Origin of the sequence: Micromonospora sp. NPDC047134, from assembly GCF_040643455.1 — a bacterium.
GTDB lineage: Bacteria > Actinomycetota > Actinomycetes > Mycobacteriales > Micromonosporaceae > Micromonospora.
In genome coordinates this window covers 215,585-233,032 of record NZ_JBEYUI010000007.1, presented here as the reverse complement: position 1 = coordinate 233,032, position 17,448 = coordinate 215,585, and the positions used below count along the sequence as shown (strand labels likewise).

At 72.0% G+C, this 17,448-nt stretch carries 17 protein-coding genes and 1 pseudogene; 11 read left to right on the top strand and 7 right to left on the bottom strand.

Annotated elements, in window-relative coordinates; all coding sequences use genetic code 11:
* Positions 1–353 precede the first annotated feature (353 nt).
* On the bottom strand, positions 354–1,040 hold the full coding sequence (locus tag ABZ795_RS12360) for an IclR family transcriptional regulator (protein ID WP_327022305.1): 687 nt from the start codon (positions 1,038–1,040) through the stop codon (positions 354–356).
* A 49-nt stretch (positions 1,041–1,089) separates the two neighbouring features.
* On the opposite strand from ABZ795_RS12360, the gene leuC reads away from it, so the two are divergent.
* The 4 genes from leuC to ABZ795_RS12340 all read left to right on the top strand — a co-directional run bounded on the left by leuC (position 1,090) and on the right by ABZ795_RS12340 (position 6,019).
* Positions 1,090–2,535, top strand: coding sequence for a 3-isopropylmalate dehydratase large subunit (gene leuC, locus ABZ795_RS12355; protein WP_357530349.1), 1,446 nt, complete (start codon positions 1,090–1,092; stop codon positions 2,533–2,535).
* 14 nt (positions 2,536–2,549) lie between these two features.
* Positions 2,550–3,137 carry a 3-isopropylmalate dehydratase small subunit gene (gene leuD / locus ABZ795_RS12350; protein WP_357530348.1) on the top strand — a complete coding sequence of 196 codons (588 nt, stop codon included), beginning with the start codon at positions 2,550–2,552 and terminating at the stop codon, positions 3,135–3,137.
* 172 nt (positions 3,138–3,309) lie between these two features.
* A complete protein-coding gene (locus ABZ795_RS12345) occupies positions 3,310–3,957 on the top strand; it encodes an HU family DNA-binding protein (RefSeq protein ID WP_357530347.1) in 648 nt (215 codons plus the stop codon).
* A 124-nt stretch (positions 3,958–4,081) separates the two neighbouring features.
* On the top strand, positions 4,082–6,019 hold the full coding sequence (locus tag ABZ795_RS12340) for an endonuclease/exonuclease/phosphatase family protein (protein ID WP_357530346.1): 1,938 nt from the start codon (positions 4,082–4,084) through the stop codon (positions 6,017–6,019).
* 22 nt (positions 6,020–6,041) lie between these two features.
* On the opposite strand, the gene ABZ795_RS12335 is transcribed toward ABZ795_RS12340, so the two are convergent.
* From ABZ795_RS12335 to cofC, 4 genes are read right to left on the bottom strand one after another with little or no spacing between them, the layout of a single operon-like run.
* On the bottom strand, positions 6,042–6,974 hold the full coding sequence (locus ABZ795_RS12335) for an NUDIX hydrolase (protein WP_357530345.1): 933 nt from the start codon (positions 6,972–6,974) through the stop codon (positions 6,042–6,044).
* A 4-nt stretch (positions 6,975–6,978) separates the two neighbouring features.
* Positions 6,979–9,198, bottom strand: coding sequence for an RNA degradosome polyphosphate kinase (locus ABZ795_RS12330; RefSeq protein ID WP_357530344.1), 2,220 nt, complete (start codon positions 9,196–9,198; stop codon positions 6,979–6,981).
* Positions 9,199–9,251: 53 nt separating this feature from the next.
* A complete protein-coding gene (locus tag ABZ795_RS12325; protein ID WP_327022298.1) occupies positions 9,252–9,449 on the bottom strand; it encodes a cold-shock protein in 198 nt (65 codons plus the stop codon).
* Positions 9,450–9,508: 59 nt separating this feature from the next.
* On the bottom strand, positions 9,509–10,138 hold the full coding sequence (gene cofC / locus ABZ795_RS12320; protein WP_357530343.1) for a 2-phospho-L-lactate guanylyltransferase: 630 nt from the start codon (positions 10,136–10,138) through the stop codon (positions 9,509–9,511).
* A 122-nt stretch (positions 10,139–10,260) separates the two neighbouring features.
* Here cofC and ABZ795_RS12315 point away from each other — a divergent pair, with 122 nt between their 5' ends.
* From ABZ795_RS12315 to ABZ795_RS12295, 5 genes and pseudogenes are all read left to right on the top strand, one after another.
* A complete protein-coding gene (locus ABZ795_RS12315; protein WP_357530342.1) occupies positions 10,261–10,995 on the top strand; it encodes a lysophospholipid acyltransferase family protein in 735 nt (244 codons plus the stop codon).
* Positions 10,992–11,990, top strand: a complete 999-nt coding sequence (locus ABZ795_RS12310; RefSeq protein WP_327022295.1) for an NAD(P)H-dependent glycerol-3-phosphate dehydrogenase — start codon at positions 10,992–10,994, stop codon at positions 11,988–11,990. The genes ABZ795_RS12315 and ABZ795_RS12310 overlap by 4 nt, the downstream gene beginning before the upstream one ends.
* Before the next feature lie 4 nt (positions 11,991–11,994).
* Positions 11,995–13,143: a cystathionine gamma-lyase gene (locus tag ABZ795_RS12305; RefSeq protein ID WP_327022294.1), complete on the top strand. Its 1,149-nt coding sequence runs from the start codon at positions 11,995–11,997 to the stop codon at positions 13,141–13,143.
* Positions 13,140–13,958: a putative protein N(5)-glutamine methyltransferase gene (locus ABZ795_RS12300; protein WP_357530341.1), complete on the top strand. Its 819-nt coding sequence runs from the start codon at positions 13,140–13,142 to the stop codon at positions 13,956–13,958. The genes ABZ795_RS12305 and ABZ795_RS12300 overlap by 4 nt, the downstream gene beginning before the upstream one ends.
* A 53-nt stretch (positions 13,959–14,011) precedes the next feature.
* Positions 14,012–14,424 (top strand): annotated as a pseudogene (locus tag ABZ795_RS12295) (ROK family protein); the annotation flags it as partial.
* A 196-nt stretch (positions 14,425–14,620) separates the two neighbouring features.
* Here ABZ795_RS12295 and ABZ795_RS12290 read toward each other — a convergent pair.
* The gene (locus ABZ795_RS12290) at positions 14,621–14,821 is read right to left on the bottom strand and encodes a DUF397 domain-containing protein (RefSeq protein WP_327022291.1); all 201 of its coding nucleotides are present in this window, start codon (positions 14,819–14,821) and stop codon (positions 14,621–14,623) included.
* A complete protein-coding gene (locus ABZ795_RS12285; protein ID WP_327022290.1) occupies positions 14,821–15,669 on the bottom strand; it encodes a helix-turn-helix transcriptional regulator in 849 nt (282 codons plus the stop codon). The genes ABZ795_RS12290 and ABZ795_RS12285 overlap by 1 nt, the downstream gene beginning before the upstream one ends.
* Positions 15,670–15,954: 285 nt before the next feature.
* Here ABZ795_RS12285 and ABZ795_RS12280 point away from each other — a divergent pair, with 285 nt between their 5' ends.
* A complete protein-coding gene (locus tag ABZ795_RS12280; protein WP_357530340.1) occupies positions 15,955–16,227 on the top strand; it encodes a hypothetical protein in 273 nt (90 codons plus the stop codon).
* Between the two features lie 110 nt (positions 16,228–16,337).
* On the top strand, positions 16,338–17,444 hold the full coding sequence (locus tag ABZ795_RS12275) for a D-alanine--D-alanine ligase family protein (protein ID WP_327022288.1): 1,107 nt from the start codon (positions 16,338–16,340) through the stop codon (positions 17,442–17,444).
* Positions 17,445–17,448: the final 4 nt, after the last annotated feature.

Below are 17,448 nucleotides of genomic sequence, written 5' to 3'. Positions count from 1 at the left end.
CCACAAGGGCAAGTAACAACCCTCACCACACCACCACCAACACACCCACACCACACCGCCAGACCACCCTGCCCACACAACGGTCAAAACACGAGGAAAGCCCGCCTCCTCGAGGCGGGCTTTCCCCTTCCTCCACCCCACCCCAGCCCCGTCCCAGCCCCGTGTCCCAGCCCCGTTGATCATGAGGTTGGCGGCAGCTGTCGATCTTCAAGCTGCCGCCAACCTCATGATCAACGGGGGCAGCGCGGGGGCAGCGCGGGGGCAGCGCGGGGGCAGCGCGGGGGCAGCGCGGGGGCAGCGCGGGGGCAGCGCGGGGGCAGCGCGGGGGCAGCGCGGGGGGTGGGGGGGTGGGTTTAGAGGCCGGAGAGGCGTTGGCCGGCTCTCACTACGGCCATGGCGTGGCGTTCGCCGGGGCGGCGGCCCAGGCGTTCGATGGGGCCGGAGATGCTGATGGCGGCGATCACCCGGCCGGTACGGTCGCGGATCGGGGCTGAGACACTGGCCACACCGGCCTCGCGTTCCGCGACGCTCTGCGCCCAGCCTCGGCGGCGTACCTCGGCCAGGGTGCGGCCGGTGAACTTGGCCCGCGGCAGCAGTGGCATGACCGCCTCGGGTGGCTCCCAGGCGAGCAGGATCTGGGCCGCCGACCCGGCGGTCATCGGCAGCACCGAGCCGACCGGGACGGTGTCCCGCAGGCCGCTGGCCCGTTCGGCGGCGGCCACGCAGATCCGTTCGTCCGCTCTGCGTAGATAGAGCTGGGCGCTTTCGCCGGTGGCGTCCCGCAACGCGGCCAGCAGTGGCTCGGCCGCGGTCAGCAGGACGTCCGGCGCGGCATTGGCCAGCTCGCCCAGGCGAGGGCCGGGGCGCCAGCGGCCCTGGGTGTCCCGGACGAGCATCCGGTGGATCTCCAGGGCTTGGGCCAGCCGGTGCGCGGTGGCTCGGGGCAGCTTGGTGCGTTCAACGAGTTCGGCCAGGCTGGCGCCGTCGACACAGGCGGCCAGGATGACCACCGCCTTGTCGAGAACGCCGACACCGCTCATACTGTGTCCCACAAGCCGAAATTTACCTCCCAGAATTTAGGATGTCCAGATGGTGGGAGCCACTACTCAGCCGAGAACCTTGGCCGAGAAGGTCTGGGACGCGCATGTCGTCCGGTCTGTCGAGGGAGAGCCCGATCTGCTCTTCATCGACTTGCACCTGCTGCACGAGGTGACCAGCCCGCAGGCGTTCGACGGGCTGCGGCTCGCCGGTCGGCGGGTGCGTCGTACCGACCTCACCCTCGCGACCGAGGACCACAACACCCCGACCGGGTACGCCGATCCGTCGTTCCAGCAGCGCCGTGGTGACCTGCTCACCATCGCCGACCCCACCTCGCGTACCCAGATCGAGACCCTGCGCCGCAACTGCGCGGAGTTCGGCGTGAAGCTGCACCCCCTGGGCGACGAGAACCAGGGCATCGTGCACGTCATCGGTCCGCAGCTCGGGCTCACCCAGCCCGGCATGACCATCGTCTGTGGCGACTCGCACACCGCCACCCACGGCGCCTTCGGGGCCCTGGCCTTCGGCATCGGCACCAGTGAGGTCGAGCACGTGCTGGCCACCCAGACGCTGCCGCAGGCCCGTCCGAAGACCATGGCGGTCACCGTCAACGGTCAGCTCGGCCCCGGTGTCACCGCCAAGGATCTGGTCCTCGCGCTGATCGCCAAGGTCGGCACCGGTGGCGGTCGCGGGCACATCGTCGAGTACCGCGGTGAGGCCATCCGGGCGCTGTCCATGGAAGGCCGGATGACCATCGCCAACATGTCGATCGAGTGGGGTGCCAAGGCCGGCATGATCGCGCCGGACGAGACCACCTTCGCGTACCTGAAGGGGCGGCCGAACGCCCCCACCGGCGCCGACTGGGACGCGGCGCTGGCCTACTGGCGGACCCTGCCCACCGACGAGGGGGCGACCTTCGACGCCGAGGTGATCCTGGACGCGTCGGAGATCACGCCGTTCGTGACCTGGGGCACCAACCCGGGGCAGGGCGTTCCGCTGGGCGCGGCCGTGCCGGACCCGGAGGAGTTCACCACGGACGCGGAACGGGCCGCCGCCCGTCGCGCCCTGGAGTACATGGACCTGCGACCGGGCACCCCGCTGCGTGACCTGGCGGTCGACGTGGTCTTCGTCGGCTCCTGCACCAACGGCCGGCTGGAGGACCTGCGTGCCGCCGCGGACGTGCTGCGCGGTCACCGGGTCGCCGAGGGCGTACGCATGTTGGTGGTGCCCGGCTCCGCCGCCGTGCGGGAGGCCGCCGAGGCCGAGGGGCTGGACAAGGTCTTCACCGACGCGGGTGCCGAGTGGCGCTTCGCCGGGTGCTCGATGTGCCTGGGCATGAACCCGGACACCCTCTCGCCGGGGCAGCGCTCCGCCTCGACCTCCAACCGGAACTTCGAGGGCCGCCAGGGCCGGGGCGGGCGTACTCACCTGGTGAGTCCGCCGGTCGCCGCCGCGACCGCAGTGGTCGGCCGACTGGCCGCTCCCGCCGATCTGTAGAAGGGCTGCGACAGATGGACAAGTTCACCGTGCACACCGGCACCGCCGTGCCGCTGCGTCGGTCCGACGTGGACACCGACCAGATCATCCCGGCCGTCTACCTGAAGCGGGTGACCCGTACCGGTTTCGCCGACGGGTTGTTCAGCGCGTGGCGGGAGGACCCGGGATTCGTACTCAACGATCAATCTTATGCCGGGGCGTCGATTCTTGTCGCCGGTCCGGAGTTCGGCACCGGGTCCTCCCGCGAGCACGCCGTCTGGGCGCTGCGCGACTACGGGTTCCGAGCCGTGATCGCACCCGGCTTCGGTGACATCTTCCGCGGCAACGCGCTCAAGGAAGGGTTGCTTCCGGTAGAGCTGGAATTGAAAGCGGTCGAGGAAATCTGGGGTCTGGTCGAGGCCGACCCCGACACCTCGATCACCGTGGACCTGACCACCCGCCAGGTCCGGGCCGGCTCCTTCACGTGGTCGTTCCCGCTCGACGATTTCAGCCGCTGGCGGCTGATGGAGGGCTTGGACGACATTGGACTCACCCTGCGGCACGAGGAGCAGATCAGCACCTTCGAGACCACCAGGCCGTCCTTCCTGCCCCGGGTCGCATAGCCGTTCGCCGGGTCTGTTCGCCGATTCCGCCCCCACCGGTGCCACCGGTGGGGGCGAATCCGTTACGACACAAGGGCTTTTTTCCACCGAATGTTTGTGTCCCGGCAGCACAGGGCATACCGTGCGCGCAGAATGGCTCGCGTCGAGTCAGTTGCACAATCAGGAGGAAGTCGTGAACAAGGCCGAGCTCATCGAGGCGCTCGCCGTTCGCCTGGGGGACCGGAAGACGGCGACGGCCGCGCTCGACGCGGTCCTCGCTGAGGTCCAGGCGGCGGTCACCAAGGGCGAAAAGGTGGCGATCACCGGATTCGGAGCGTTCGAGAAGCGTGTTCGTGGCGCTCGAACAGCGCGCAACCCGCGCACAGGCGAGGCGGTGAAGGTCAAGAAGACCTCCGTCCCGACCTTCCGCCCAGGCGCCGGGTTCAAGGAGATGGTGGCCAGCGGCAAGGTGCCGAAGGCCACGGCGGCGGCGAAGAAGGCAGCCGCAACCACCGCCAAGACCACCGGCGCGAAGGCGACCGGTGCCAAGGCGACCACCGCGAAGAAGACGACCGCGACCAAGACCACCACCACGGCGGCCAAGACCACGGCGGCCAAGAAGACCACCGCGACGAAGACCGCGGCGGCCACCAAGAAGGCCGCACCGGCGAAGAAGGCCACCGCGACCAAGACCACGGCGGCCACGAAGACCACCACGAAGAAGGCCGCACCGGCGAAGAAGGCCACCGCGACCAAGACCACCACGGCGGCCAAGGCCACGGCGGCCAAGAAGGCCCCGGCGAAGAAGGCGCCGGCCAAGAAGACCACGACCCGGCGCTGACCGGTCGTACGAGCAAGGGCGCCCGCCTCGGTGGTGGGCGCCCTTCGCCGTGTCCGGGCCCCCTGCACCGCCCCGTTGACCGACGCGCCGCGTGGCACCAGAATCGCCGCACACCCTCGGCGAAATGAGGACCGTGTTGCGTCGTCGCCACCTCGGTACCGCCACCCTGGCGTTGGGTCTGCTCGTCTTCACCGACGTGCTGCGGGTCTTCCTGCCGTCGGTCATCACCATCTTCGGGCAGGCCGCCTCGACCCCGGCCGAACTGCTCGGTGCCTTCGCGCTCGGCTGGTTCGTGCTCGCCCTGGCCGCACCGGCCCTCGTAGCCCGGGTCGGTGCCCGTCGGGTCGGCCTGGTGGCGGTGGCCGTACTCAGCGCCGCCCGGCTGGCGTTGACCGCGACGCCCGGGGGTCGTACCCAACTCTGGTTGGCCACCGCGGGCCTGCTGGCCGGGCTGGTGTGGCTGGCCGCCATCGCCGGCCCGGTCAGGCGACCGCTGACCGGGCTGGTCCTCGGACTGACCGCCGGGGCGCTCGGCCAGGCCTTGACCGGTACCCACGACCCGGTGTGGTGGGGACGCTGGGAGGCCTGGCTGCTGAGCCTCCTCCTGGTGGGGTCCTTGCTGGTGGTCGCCTTCGCCGCGAAACCCGAATCCGGTCGGCCTGAGGACGACACCGAGGCGCTACCGCCGGGCCGGAGTTGGCTGCTCGTCGGGCCCGGGTTGCTGTTGGGTGGCATGGTCGCGTTGTCACCGGCGGTCGCGAGCACCGCGATGTCCTTCTGGCTCGGTGCGGCCGGCACCGCCGGCACCCCTCTGTTCGCCCTGGCACCCCTGGCCGCCGCGGTGGCGCTGTTCGTGTTCTGCGCGTTGACCCCGCCGCCGAGCCGTCCCCTGTTCCCGGTGCTGCTGCTGGCCGGGGCGCTGCTGTTCGGGTACGGGCCACCGGGGTTCCTCGGTGTCGCCATGCTGCTCACCGCAGCGGGGCTGGGCGGCTGCCTGGCCCTGACCGCCGCCGACCGGGGGCGGTCGACCGCAGCCCGTCGCGGGTACGCGGCGACCGGCGGGATGCTGGTCTTCGCCCTGGCGGCGGTGCTCTACTACGCCGCCTACGACATCGGCTACCCCAACGGCTGGCTGCCCGCCCTGGTGGCGGCGATGGTAGGGATCGTCGCGCTGGGCGGACGGCGGCGACCTGCGACAGCGGCCGACGGTGCCCTGCCGCCGCCGGTACCCCTCGCCAACGGGCGATCGGGGTGGCCGGTCGCCCTGCTGGCAGCCCTGTTGTCCGCCCTGCTCGCCCTCGTCGCCGCAGCCGTGCAGGGGCCGTGGCTGGTGGCCACCAACCGGGGCGGGCCACCCGAGCAGATCCGGCTGGTGGCGTACAACATCCGGATGGGCTTCGGCTTGGACGGGCGGTTCGACCTGGCCGCCCTGGACCGGGCGATCGGGCGGGCCGACGTGGTGCTGCTCAGCGAGGTCGACCGGGGCTGGCTGCTCAACGGCGGTCACGACACCCTGCACCTGTTGGCGAACCGGCTGGATATGCCGTACGTCTTCGCGCCCGCCGCCGGGGCCCTGTGGGGCGATGCGGTGCTGAGCCGGTGGCCGGTCCAGCGGGCCCGGACCCGTACGCTGCCTGCGGTCGGCGCACCCACCGGTGCCCAGGCCCTGGGGGTGACGGTCGACTTCAGCGACGGCGTACGGCTGGCGGTGGTGAGCACCCACCTGCAACCCCCACCGGGTACGGATCCGGTGGTGCAGGCCCGGGTGGTCGCCGAATTCGCCACCGGGTACGCCGAGGGTGGGCCGCTCGTCGTCGCCGGTGACTTCAACACCGAGCCGGGTGATCCGGCCTTCACGGCCCTCACCGACGCCGGGCTGGTCGACGCCCTGACGGCCGTACGCCCGCTGCCCACCAGCCCGGCCGACGACCCGCGTACCCAGATCGACCACATCTTCGTCTCCCCGGACCTGTCGGCCACCGACCCGACCGCCACCCCGAGCACCGCCAGCGACCACCTGCCGGTAGCCGTCACCCTCAAACTGCCACCGGCCCGGCCGTAACGCCCAGCCGTGCGGGAGGGATTCAGAGGCGGTCGGCCGCTAGCAGGCGGTCGCCGGTGAAGGTGAGCAGCCAGCCGCCGCCCTTGCCGGTGGCGTAGTCGCCGGGCTGGCCGGCGAGCCGTTCCAGCGCGCCGGGGATGACCTTGCCCTGGCTGCACGCCGCTACGGACTCGCTGTTCGCCGCTGATGCGGTCAGTGCTGCCGCTACGGCCAGGGCGCACTCGTCGGCCTGCTGGCCGGCGCGGGGCTCGTCCAGGTCACCGCTGATCTCGATCGGCAGGTCGAGCTGCGCGGCGGCCGGGTCCAGGGTCTGCACGCATCGGCGGGGCGAGGCGGAGAGCAGTCGGGTGGGACGGACCAGCGCGATCAGCGGCGCCAAGGCGTGCGCCTGCGACCAGCCACGGGGGTCCAGGGGGCGGCCGGTGTCCGGGCCGGACCAGTCCAGTCGCCGACCGGCGTGGCCGTGGCGGACCAGCAGCATGGTCGCGGTCACGCGGGGCAGCGCGGCGAAGGCGGCCAGCACCTGGTTGTCGTGCGGGTAGCTGACCAGCCGCATCGCCTCGTCCACCCCCAGCCAGCGCACCTCGTCGACCTCGGTGCCGGGTTGGAAACCGCCCGTGCCGACCGCCCGCATCGACCAGTAGTCGACCGTCTTGTCCAGGCCCTCGCTGCGGTACCGCACGCTGGGCAGGCGCACCTGGGGTACCGCCTGGGCGTCGGCCTCCTCGGCGACCTCCCGGACTGCGGCCAGCAGTGCATGCTCGCCCGGCTCCAGCTTGCCCTTCGGCAACGTCCAGTCCCCGTACCGGGGGCGGTGCACCAGGCACACCTGGACCCCGCCGTCCGGTGCCGGTCGCCACACCACCCCGCCGGCCGCTCGGATCTCGGCCACGCCGGCATCGGGTTGCAGGGTACGCCGACGGCCGGGAAGCGCCGGATCCTCCTCCTCGACCATCTGCTCAGCCTATTGCCCGGGCGGCTCGTCCGGCGGTGCCCCCGACCCGATGCAGCAACAGATCCTGTAGATGGTCCAGGGGCGCCGCGGGAGTGCCGCTGCGCCGGATCCAGCTGCCGTCGGCGGTCAACTCGAACGCCTCGACCTCCGGGCTCATCGCGGCCTGGAGCACGTGGTCCAGTTCGGCGCGGGCCACCGGGTCGCTGACCTGGACCAGTGCCTCGACCCGTCGATCCAGGTTGCGGTGCATCAGGTCGGCCGAGCCGATCCAGAACTCGGCGTCACCGTCGTTGCCGAAGCGGAAGATCCGGGAGTGTTCCAGGAACCGGCCGAGGATGGAGCGGACCCGGATGTTGTCCGACAGCCCCGGCACCCCGGGACGCAGGGTGCACATCCCCCGGATGATCAGGTCGACGTGTACCCCCGCCTGGGAGGCCCGGTACAGGGCGTCCGTGATGGCCTCGTCGACGAGGGCGTTCACCTTGAACTGCACCAGGGCGGGCCGGCCGAGCCGGACCTGGGCGATCTCCCGTTCGATCCGCTCGATCAGACCCCTGCGTACCCCCTGGGGTGCCACCAGCAGCCGTCGGTACGCGGTCTGCCGGCTGTAGCCGGTGAGCACGTTGAACAGGTCGGTCAGGTCGGCGCCGATGTCCGGGTCGGCGGTCAGCATGCCGAAGTCCTCGTAGAGGCGGGCGGTCTTGGGGTGGTAGTTGCCGGTGCCGATGTGGCAGTAGCGCCGGATCTGGTCGCCCTCCTGGCGTACCACCAGGGCCGTCTTGCAGTGGGTCTTGAGGCCGACCAGCCCGTAGACCACGTGGCATCCGGCCCGTTCCAGGGTGCGGGCCCAGCCGATGTTGGCCACCTCGTCGAAGCGGGCCTTCAACTCGACCAGCACCACCACCTGCTTGCCGGCCGCGGCGGCCTCCACCAGGGCGTCCACGATGGGGGAGTCCCCGCTGGTGCGGTACAGGGTCTGCTTGATGGCCAGCACGTTCGGGTCGGCGGCGGCCTGCTCGATGAAGCGTTGCACGCTGGTCGCGAAGGAGTGGTACGGGTGGTGCACCAGCACGTCCCCGTCGCGCAGGGTCGCGAAGACGCTGCGGGGCACCTCGCCCTCGGCCAGCCGGGGATGGGTGGCCGGTACGAAGGGAGGGTCCTTCAGGTCGGGGCGGTCCGCCTCGCCGTAGAGCTGCCACAGGGCGGACAGGTCGAGCAGCCCGCGGACCCGCAGCACGTCCTGGCGGTCCATGTCCAGTTCCCGGATAAGCAACTCCAGCATGTGGTCGGAGATCGAGTCGGCGACCTCCAGCCGCACCGGGGGACCGAACCGGCGCCGGGCCAGTTCCCGTTCCAGGGCCTGCAGCAGGTCCTCGTCGCGGTCCTCGTCGACCTCCACCTCGGCGTTGCGGGTGACCCGGAACAGGTGGCACTCCACGACCTGCATGCCGGAGAAGAGTTGGCCCAGGTGGACGGCGATGAGGTCCTCCACCGGCAGCACCCGTACCCCGGGCTGGTCCCGGTCGACCCGGACGAACCGGGGCACGTTGTTGGGCACCTTGACCCGGGCGAACAGTTCAGGTCCGCCGTCCGGGTCGCGCACCGACACGGCCAGGTTGAGCGACCGACCGGAGATGTACGGGAAGGGGTGGGCCGGGTCGACCGCCAAGGGGGTGAGCACCGGAAAGATCTGCTGGCGGAAGTAGGAGTGCAGCCGGTCCCGCTCACGGTTGCCGAGGTCGGACCAGCCCAACACCCGGATGTCCTCCGCCGCCAGCGCCGGCAGCACGTCGTCGATGAGACAGGCGGCGTGCCGGGCCACCAGGGTGGCCGCCTTGGCGGCGACCAGTTCCAGTTGGGTACGCAGGGGCAGCCCGTCTCCGCCGCGTACCGGCAGCCCGGCGGTGAGGCGCCGCTTCAGCCCGGCGACCCGCACCATGTAGAACTCGTCCAGGTTGCTGGCGAAGATGGCGAGGAACTTGGCCCGCTCCAGCAGGGGGGTGCGCCGGTCCTCGGCCAGGGCCAGGACCCGGGCGTTGAAGTCGAGCCAGGACAGCTCCCGGTTGAGGAACCGGTCCTCCGGCAGGGGGCGGTCGGGCCGCGTCTCGGGGGGTTCCGGCAGGGCCGGCCCGGGGCCGGGGTCCAGCACCTCCGCCAACCCGGAGGAAGCTGCCGCGGGGTCGGGTCGGTCGGGATTGTCCGGGCCTTCGCGAGGGGTGCTCACCTGCCCATAATCACCCGGTCACGGTTAACACGAACTGAACTTGAGCTGGGAGGTCAGGACATCGTCGGGATGGTCACCCGGACGACGACACCCTCGCTGTCGGTTTCCACCCTGACCCGCTGACCCAGGCGCAGCAGCCGTAGCCCGGAGGCGTCGAACGCGGGAGCCGGGAAGGGCAACTCCGTGCCGTCGTCGAGCAGCAGCAGGCCGCTGCGGGTCGCCGCGTCGAAGGTAGCCACCGTGCCCTGCATGCCCAGCACCGTACACGCAGCCGCCGCCCAGCCGGGGGCAAGCCCGCCGCCAGCGCCGCTCAGCCGGTCAAGCAGTCGGCGGTCAGGGCAGCGGTGCGGGGACCGAGCCCGAGCCGGGCCGCAGCGGCCAGGTCGGCGGCGGTGTCCACATCCCGGCGCAGGCTGGGCCAGGCGGCGGTGAGCGGCCGGGCCCCGCTGCGCGCGTGCGCGGCGGCCGAGCCGGGCCCGAAGCGGGGATCCAGGGGTACCCCGGGCGGGGCGGCCAGCAGCACCGTGCCGGTCCCGGGGCAGTCGCTGACGAAGGACCGGAGGCGCGGCGGGCCTGTCCGGGCCGCCGCCAGGGCGGCGGCCAGTTCGGCCGGACGCAGGGCGGGCAGATCGGCGGTGAGGGCCACCACCCACCTGTCGACCCCGGCCGCGCCGTGCCGGAAGGCGGCGTTCAGGCCGGGGGTCGGGGGGTCGGGCAGCACCCGGGCGTCGATCATCCGGGCCAGCAGGCTCACCTGGGGGTCGTCGGTGACCACCCGGATCTCGGCCACCCCGGGACAGGCGCGCACCGCGTCCAGGGTGTCGGCGATCAGGGCCAGGGTCAGCTTCTCGTGAGGTACGCCGGGCACCCCGCCGCGCAGCCGGGTCTTCGCGGCGGTCAGACGCTTGACCGGTACCACCACGGTCCATGGCTGACTCACACTGTCATCCTGCCAGCCTCGCATCGGTACCCTCACTGGCCGTACCAGGGGCGAGCAGGCATGATTTCGGCTGCGGGCGTCACCGGTTCCTCCGGTGGGCGGGGCTGGTACGAGGAGGCACGGTGGGTCAGCGCAGGCTGGGGTTCTGGCAACGGGTGGCCGTGGTGCTGGTCAAGCCGGTGATGACGGTCTGGACCCGGCGTACCTGGCGGGGGATGGAGCACCTCGGCACCGAGGGTCCGATGATCATCGTGGCGAACCACATGTCGCACGCCGATCCGTTGGTCGCCTCCCATTTCATCTACGACTCCGGACGGTGGCCGCAGTTCCTGGGCAAGGCGAGCGTGTTCAAGGTCCCGGTGATCGGCTGGATTCTGCACCGGTGCAAGCAGATCCCGGTCGAGCGGGGGACGGTCGACGCGGCCAAGTCGCTGGACGCCCTGATCAAGGCGCTCGGCGAGGGTGACGCCGTGATCATCTACCCGGAGGGCACCATCACCCGGGAACCGGACCTGTGGCCGATGAAGGGCAAGACCGGGGCCGCTCGGCTGGCGTTGGCCACGGGTGCCCCGGTGGTGCCGGTGGTGATGTGGGGGCCGGAGCGCATCTTCGACCCGCGCCGGGGTCGGCTCAACCTGCGGCCCCGGATCCCGGTGACCGTGGTGGCCGGCCCGCCGATCGACCTGAGCCGGTGGGCCGGTGCCGCTCCCAGCCGGTCGGTGCTGGAGGAGATGACTGAGGTGATCATGCTGCGGCTGCGGGACATGCTGGCCGAGATCCGGGGTGGCACCCCACCGCCGCTGTGGCAGCGCAATGGTCGGGCCAACGTCGAGCAGCGTCCGGAGGCGACGGCGTGAGTGGGCACGTGGCGGTGCTGGGCGCCGGGTCCTGGGGTACGGCGTTCGCGAAGATCCTGGCCGATGCCGGCCGGGAGGTGACCATCTGGGCCCGACGACAGCCGATCGCGGACCTGATCCGTACGGAGCGACGCAACCCGGAGTACCTGCCGGGGGTGCTGCTGCCGGAGCGGGTCACCGGCACCGGCGACCCCGTAGAGGCGATCAAGGGCGCCGAGATGGTGGTGCTGGCGGTGCCCTCGCAGACCCTGCGGGGCAACCTGGCCGAGTGGGTCCCGCACCTGCACCCCGACGCCACCCTGGTGTCCCTGATGAAGGGCATCGAACTCGGCACCACCAAGCGGATGAGCGAGGTGATCGTCGAGACCGCCCAGGTGGCGGCGGACCGGGTGGTCGTCGTCTCCGGCCCCAACCTGGCCCCGGAGATCGCCGCCGAGCAGCCGGCCGCCACGGTGGTCGCCTGCACGGACTCCGACCGGGCCACCCTGGTGCAGCGCTCCATCACCACGCCCTACTTCCGGCCGTACACCAATGACGACGTGATCGGCTGTGAGCTGGGCGGGGCGGTGAAGAACGTGATCGCCCTGGCGTACGGCATCGCCACCGCGATGGGCTTCGGCCACAACACCCGGGCCATGCTGGTCACCCGAGGGCTGGCCGAGACCGCCCGGCTGGGGGTGGCCCTCGGCGCGGACCCCCTGACCTTCGCCGGGCTGGCCGGCATGGGTGACCTGGTGGCCTCCTGCTCCTCGCCGTCGGCCCGCAACCGCACCTTCGGCGAGCACCTGGGGCGGGGCGCCACCCTGGAGGAGGCGCGGGTGGCCACCCGGCAGACCGCCGAGGGGGTCAAGAGCGCCCTGGCCATCCGCGACCTGGCCCGGGCCCACGGGGTGGAGATGCCGATCACCGAGCAGGTCGAGCTGGTCTGCCACGAGGGGGTCGACCCACGGGTCGCGGTACGCGCCCTGATGAGCCGTACCACCAAGCCGGAGTGAGCGGATGAGCGAGGGCGGGTTCGCGCAGCGGCCTGCGGCCGACGGCGACGGCGACGGCACCCGGTGTGTGCGGGCCGGGCTGCCCGCCCCGGAACCGGGCCGACCCTTCCTGCCGGGGCCGGTCTTCGCCGCGCCGTACCATCTGGACCCCCGGCACGGGCCGGAGGCGGCGGCCGACGGGTACGGACGCCCGGACAACCCCACCCGGCGGCTGCTGGAGGCGGCGATCGGCGAGCTGGAGGGCGGCGAGTGTCGGGTCTTCGCCAGCGGCCAGGCGGCCATCACCGGGCTGCTGCTGGGGCTGCTGCGCGCCGGTGACACCGTGGTGCTGCCGGCCGACGGGTACTTCCCGGTCCGGGCCTTCGCCACGGACACCCTGGCCGGCAACGGCGTACGGGTGCTGCTGGCACCGACCGCCGGGCCCTACCCCTCCTTCGAGGGGGTACGCCTGGTGCTGGTGGAGACCCCGGCCAACCCGGGACTGGACGTGGTGGACCTGCCGGCGCTGGCCGAGCGGGTGCACGCCGCCGGTGCCCTGCTGGCGGTAGACAACACCACCGCCACCCCGCTGGGACAGCGTCCCCTGGATCTCGGTGCCGACCTGGTGGTCGCCTCCGGCACCAAGGCCCTGACCGGGCACTCCGATCTGCTGCTGGGTTACCTGGCCACCCGGTCAGCGGAGCTGGTGCAACGGTTCACCACCTGGCGTACGGCCACCGGGGCGGTGCCCGGGGCCTTCGACGCCTGGCTGGCGCACCGGTCCCTGGCCACCCTGGACCTGCGCCTGGCCCGGCAGAGCGCCAACGCCGAGGCCCTGGCCGGGCTGCTGGCGGCCCGTGCCGAGGTGACCGGGCTGCGGTGGCCGGGCCTGCCGGCGGATCCGGCCTATCCGGTGGCCTCGCGTCAGCTGCGGCGGATGCCCGGGGTGCTCTCCTTCGATCTGGGTACCGCCGAGCGGGTGGCCCGCTTCCTGGAGGCGGCCCGGCTGGTCGGTGCGGCCACCTCCTTCGGTGGCCTGCACACCACGGCCGACCGACGGGCCCAGTGGGGTGACGACACCTCACCCGGTTTCGTCCGGCTCTCCTGCGGGGTGGAGGACACCGCCGATCTGATCGCCGACGTGTCGGCCGCCCTGGACGCCGCCGCTAGATGATCGACGTCTCCTCGGCGGTACGGGACGCCACGGTCGACCGGCTCCGCCGGGCCGGCTGCGTCTGGGCCGAGGACGAGGCCCGGCTGCTGCTCGAGGCGGCCGACAGCCGGCAGAACCTGGCCGCACTGGTCGACCGACGGGTGGCCGGGGAACCGCTGGAGTACCTGCTGGGCTGGGCCGAGTTCTGCGGCGAGCGGATCGTGGTCGTACCCGGGGTGTTCGTGCCCCGGGCGCGTACCGCCCTGCTGGTCTCGGCGGCCGTGGCGGTGACCGGGCCGGGGGCCAGGGTGGTCGAGCTCTGCTGCGGCTCCGGCGCCCTGACCCGGGCCCTGGCGCGGCGGCTGCGCGCCCCCAGGCTGCTGGCGGCGGCCGACGTGGACCCCGCCGCGGTGGCCTGTGCCCGCCGCAACCTGGCCGAGTTGGCCGTGCCGGTCCGCACCGGTGACCTGTTCGAGGCCCTGCCGGGGGCCTGGCGGGGCAGCCTGGACCTGGTGGTGGCGAACGCGCCGTACGTGCCCAGCGCGGCCCTGGACCTGCTGCCGGCCGAGTCGCGCCGGTACGAGGCCCCGGTGGCCCTGGACGGTGGGCCGGACGGGTTGGCGGTGCTGCGCCGACTGGCCGAGGACGCGGCGTGCTGGCTGGCCCCGGGTGGGAACCTGGTGGTGGAGGTCGGCGAGTCCCAGGTCGACCCGCTGGCGGCCGTACTGCGGGCGGCCGGACTGATCCCGACGACCGTCCGGAACGAGTCGCTGGGGGCCACCGCGATGACGGCCCGCCGGCTGGCCGACATGGCGGGTAGCGGGTTGGAGAACTAGCCTCACGTCAGAGCGGATCGGTGGGAGGCGGTTGGCGGGTGGCTGGCACAACGGTGGTCGTGGGCATCGACAACGGCGGTACGAACAACAACGCCACCGTGCTCACGGCCGATGGGCGGTTCCTGGTCGATCACCTGGTGGAGACCCCCAGCGAGGTACGCGCCGGACCGGAGGCCGCCGTCGAGGCGATGGCCGGTTCCTTCGAGGGGGTCCTGGCCCTGACCGGGGTGTCCCGCGACCAGGTGCGGGCCGTCGGGCTGGACACCCCCGTCCGGCCAGCGCCACCGGAGTCATCTCCTCTAAGGGGTCCACGAACTTCTCCCAACCGGCCTGGCGGGGCCACGACATCCGTAGTGCCCTGGAACGCCGGCTAGGGCTGCCGGTGGTCTACCACAACGACGGCAACGCCGCCGCCCTCTACGCCCACCACGTCCACTTCGGCGCCGAGGCCATGCAGCGGTCATCGCCGGACCGGGACATGGCCGGGGCCCGAGGCGCCGCCCTGGCCGCCCTGGCGACCGTACGCGCCCTGCCGGCCCCGCTGCCGCTGGTCGGTGGCTGACGACTGTCCACGGACGCGGGGCTGACCGGGCCGGCGGTGCCCTTGACCGGCCCGGTCAGCGGTTCCGGGTGACTGTCGGATCAGGGAAGGGCCGATCGCGTCAACGCACCGGTGGTGCCCCGGCGAAGGCGGTCCAGGCGGCCGGGGCGAAGAACAGCAGCGGGCCCTGCGGGTCCTTGGAGTCGCGTACGGCCACCGCGCCCGGTGCCATCCCCACCTCCACACAGGCCCCCTCGTCACCGCTGTGGCTGCTCTTGCGCCATCCGGCCACCGCCGGGGTGGCGTTGGTCGTCGGTGTCATCAGCTACGTCCCTTCAGGATCGTGATCAGTTCGTCGCGGCTGGCCGCCGGGCTCAGCGCGACCGTCCGCAGGTGTTCCATGATCCTGGTGCAGGTGCGCAGTTCTGCGGGCCGGTCGAGGATCATCTGACCGGCCACCGTCTCCACCGAGGCGATGATCGGATCCTCCGGATCGGCGAATTCGAGGATGTGCAGCGAGCCCCGGGTGCCCCGGTGGTAGCCGGCCGCCAACGGGATCAGCTGGACGGTGATGTTCGGCAACTCGCTCATCTTGAGCAGGTGGCGCAGTTGCCCCTGCATGGTGGCCGTGTCGCCGACCGGGCGCAGCAGCGCGGCCTCGTCGATGATCGCGTCGAAGATCGGGGGTTCGTCACCGGTGAGGCGCTGCTGCCGGTCCAGCCGTAGGTGGACCCGCTCCTCCACATCGCTGTCGCTGAGGGTGTGCGGGCCGCCCCGCATGACCCCCCGGATGTAGTCGGCGGTCTGCAACAGGCCGGGCACCACGGAGGGCTCGAAGTTGGCGATGCCGGTGGCCTCCGCCTCCAGGGCGATGAAGTCGATGGTGCGCCGGTCCAGCAGGTACGAGTAGGACACCCACCAACCGGGCTTGCGGGCGTCCTTGGCCAGCGCGACGGCGGCCGCCACCTCGTCCGCCCCCACCCCGTAGAGGGTGAGCAGCGCGCGTACGGTGGCCGGACTGACCAGGGTCTGCGCGTTCTCGTAGCGGGACAGGGTGCTGCGGGTGCTGTTGATCTCGTCTGCCGCGACTTCGAGGGTCAGGCCGGCGGCCTCACGGTGCTGGCGCAGGGCGATGCCCAGCCGACGGGCACGGGCGGTCTTCGGAGCCATGAATCGATGATCGCACATATTTGAGACCGTGTACATGAGAAAACGCGTGTGGGAGTTGCATTCACAACCGTGATGGTGTCAGGCTGTCGTCAAGTCCTCACCATCGGTTGTCGTGGCGACGGTGATGGTGAGTGACCGGAGGGGATGGGGCGCGCGGCGGTCGGGTTATTCCCCCTACCCGGCCGTCGCGTGCCCTGCCATGAGCCCGTACCGGAAAGGGGGGCGATGTGCGCAGCGACCCTCGGGCAGTCTCGCGGCGGTCACGACGGACCCGGGTGGCGGCCGATGGCCCGCTTCCTGGTCGTACTGACCGATGTCCGGCCGAATGTCGTCGGTGGACGCGACGAACGAACCGCCCCCGAGCGGCGCCGCCAGGTGGTCGGGGCGAGTAGCCGGGAGGCCGCCGAACGCATCGCCGGCGCCTTCATGGCCCTGGGCATGGTGCGGGCCGGTCGGCAGCGGGTCAAGGTGCTCGCGATCGGCCGACGACCTGCCCTGGGGCGGGGGAGCTGCCCGGTCGACCGACCGCCTGATTACTCACCGTATGGTGATGATTGACCGGATGTGTCCGCCTCGGCTTCTCGCAGGGTATCGGCAACCGGTTGCGGCCACGCACAGTAAGGTCATCCGGGGAAGCGCCAGCAGTGCGTCCCGGAAAGGTGACCGCAGTGACCACCCCAGGCAAGACCCGCGTGGCAATCGTCTTCGGCGGCCGCAGCCCGGAACACGGCATCTCCTGCGTCAGCGCCGGCAGCGTGCTCGCCGCTCTGGACCCGGACGAGTTCGAGGTGGTGCCGGTCGGCATCACCCGAGCGGGCCAGTGGGTGCTCACCGACGGGGATCCCACCCGATTGTCGATCAGCGCGCGTAGCCTGCCGGAGATCACCGCCGAGTCCGGCCACGACATCGTGCTGCGGACCGACCCGACCGGCGGCGGCCTGGTGGTGCTGGACCCCACCGAAGGGCCCCGGGCACTGGCCGATGTGGACGTGGTCTTCCCGGTGCTGCACGGCGCCTACGGCGAGGACGGCACCATCCAGGGCATGTTGGAGATGGCCGGCATCCCGTACGTGGGGGCCAAGGTGTTCGCCTCCGCCGCCGCGATGGACAAGGAGTTCACCAAGAAGCTCTGCGCCGCCGAGGGCATCCCGGTCGGCGCGTACGCGGTGCTGCGCAGCGGCATGACCCTCAGCGAGCAGGACAAGCAGCGGCTGGGGCTGCCGGTCTTCGTCAAGCCCTCCCGGGCCGGATCGTCCTTCGGGGTCAGCAAGGTCACCGACTGGGCGGACCTGGACGCCGCGGTCGCCGCCGCCCGGAAGATCGACAGCAAGGTACTGGTCGAGGCGGCCATCGTCGGCCGGGAGATCGAGTGCGGAGTGCTGGAGGGCGAGGCCGGCGGCATGCCCGAGGCCTCCGTACTGGCCGAGGTGCGAGTGGTCGGCGACTACGACTTCTACGACTTCGAGGCCAAGTACATCGACGCGGAGTCGGCCTGCGAGTACGACGTCCCCGCCGACCTGCCCGACCGGGTGGCCCGGCAGGTACGCGACTACGCCGTGCGGGCCTTCACCGCGCTGGACTGCGCCGGACTGGCCCGGGCCGACTTCTTCGTCACCCCGGAGCTGGACGTCTACCTCAACGAGATCAACACCATGCCGGGGTTCACCCCGACCTCGATGTTCCCCCGGATGTGGGCGGCCTCCGGCCTGGAGTACCCGAAGCTGGTGGACCGGCTGATCCGTACCGCCCTGCTGCACGGCCCCGGGCAGTACTGACCGA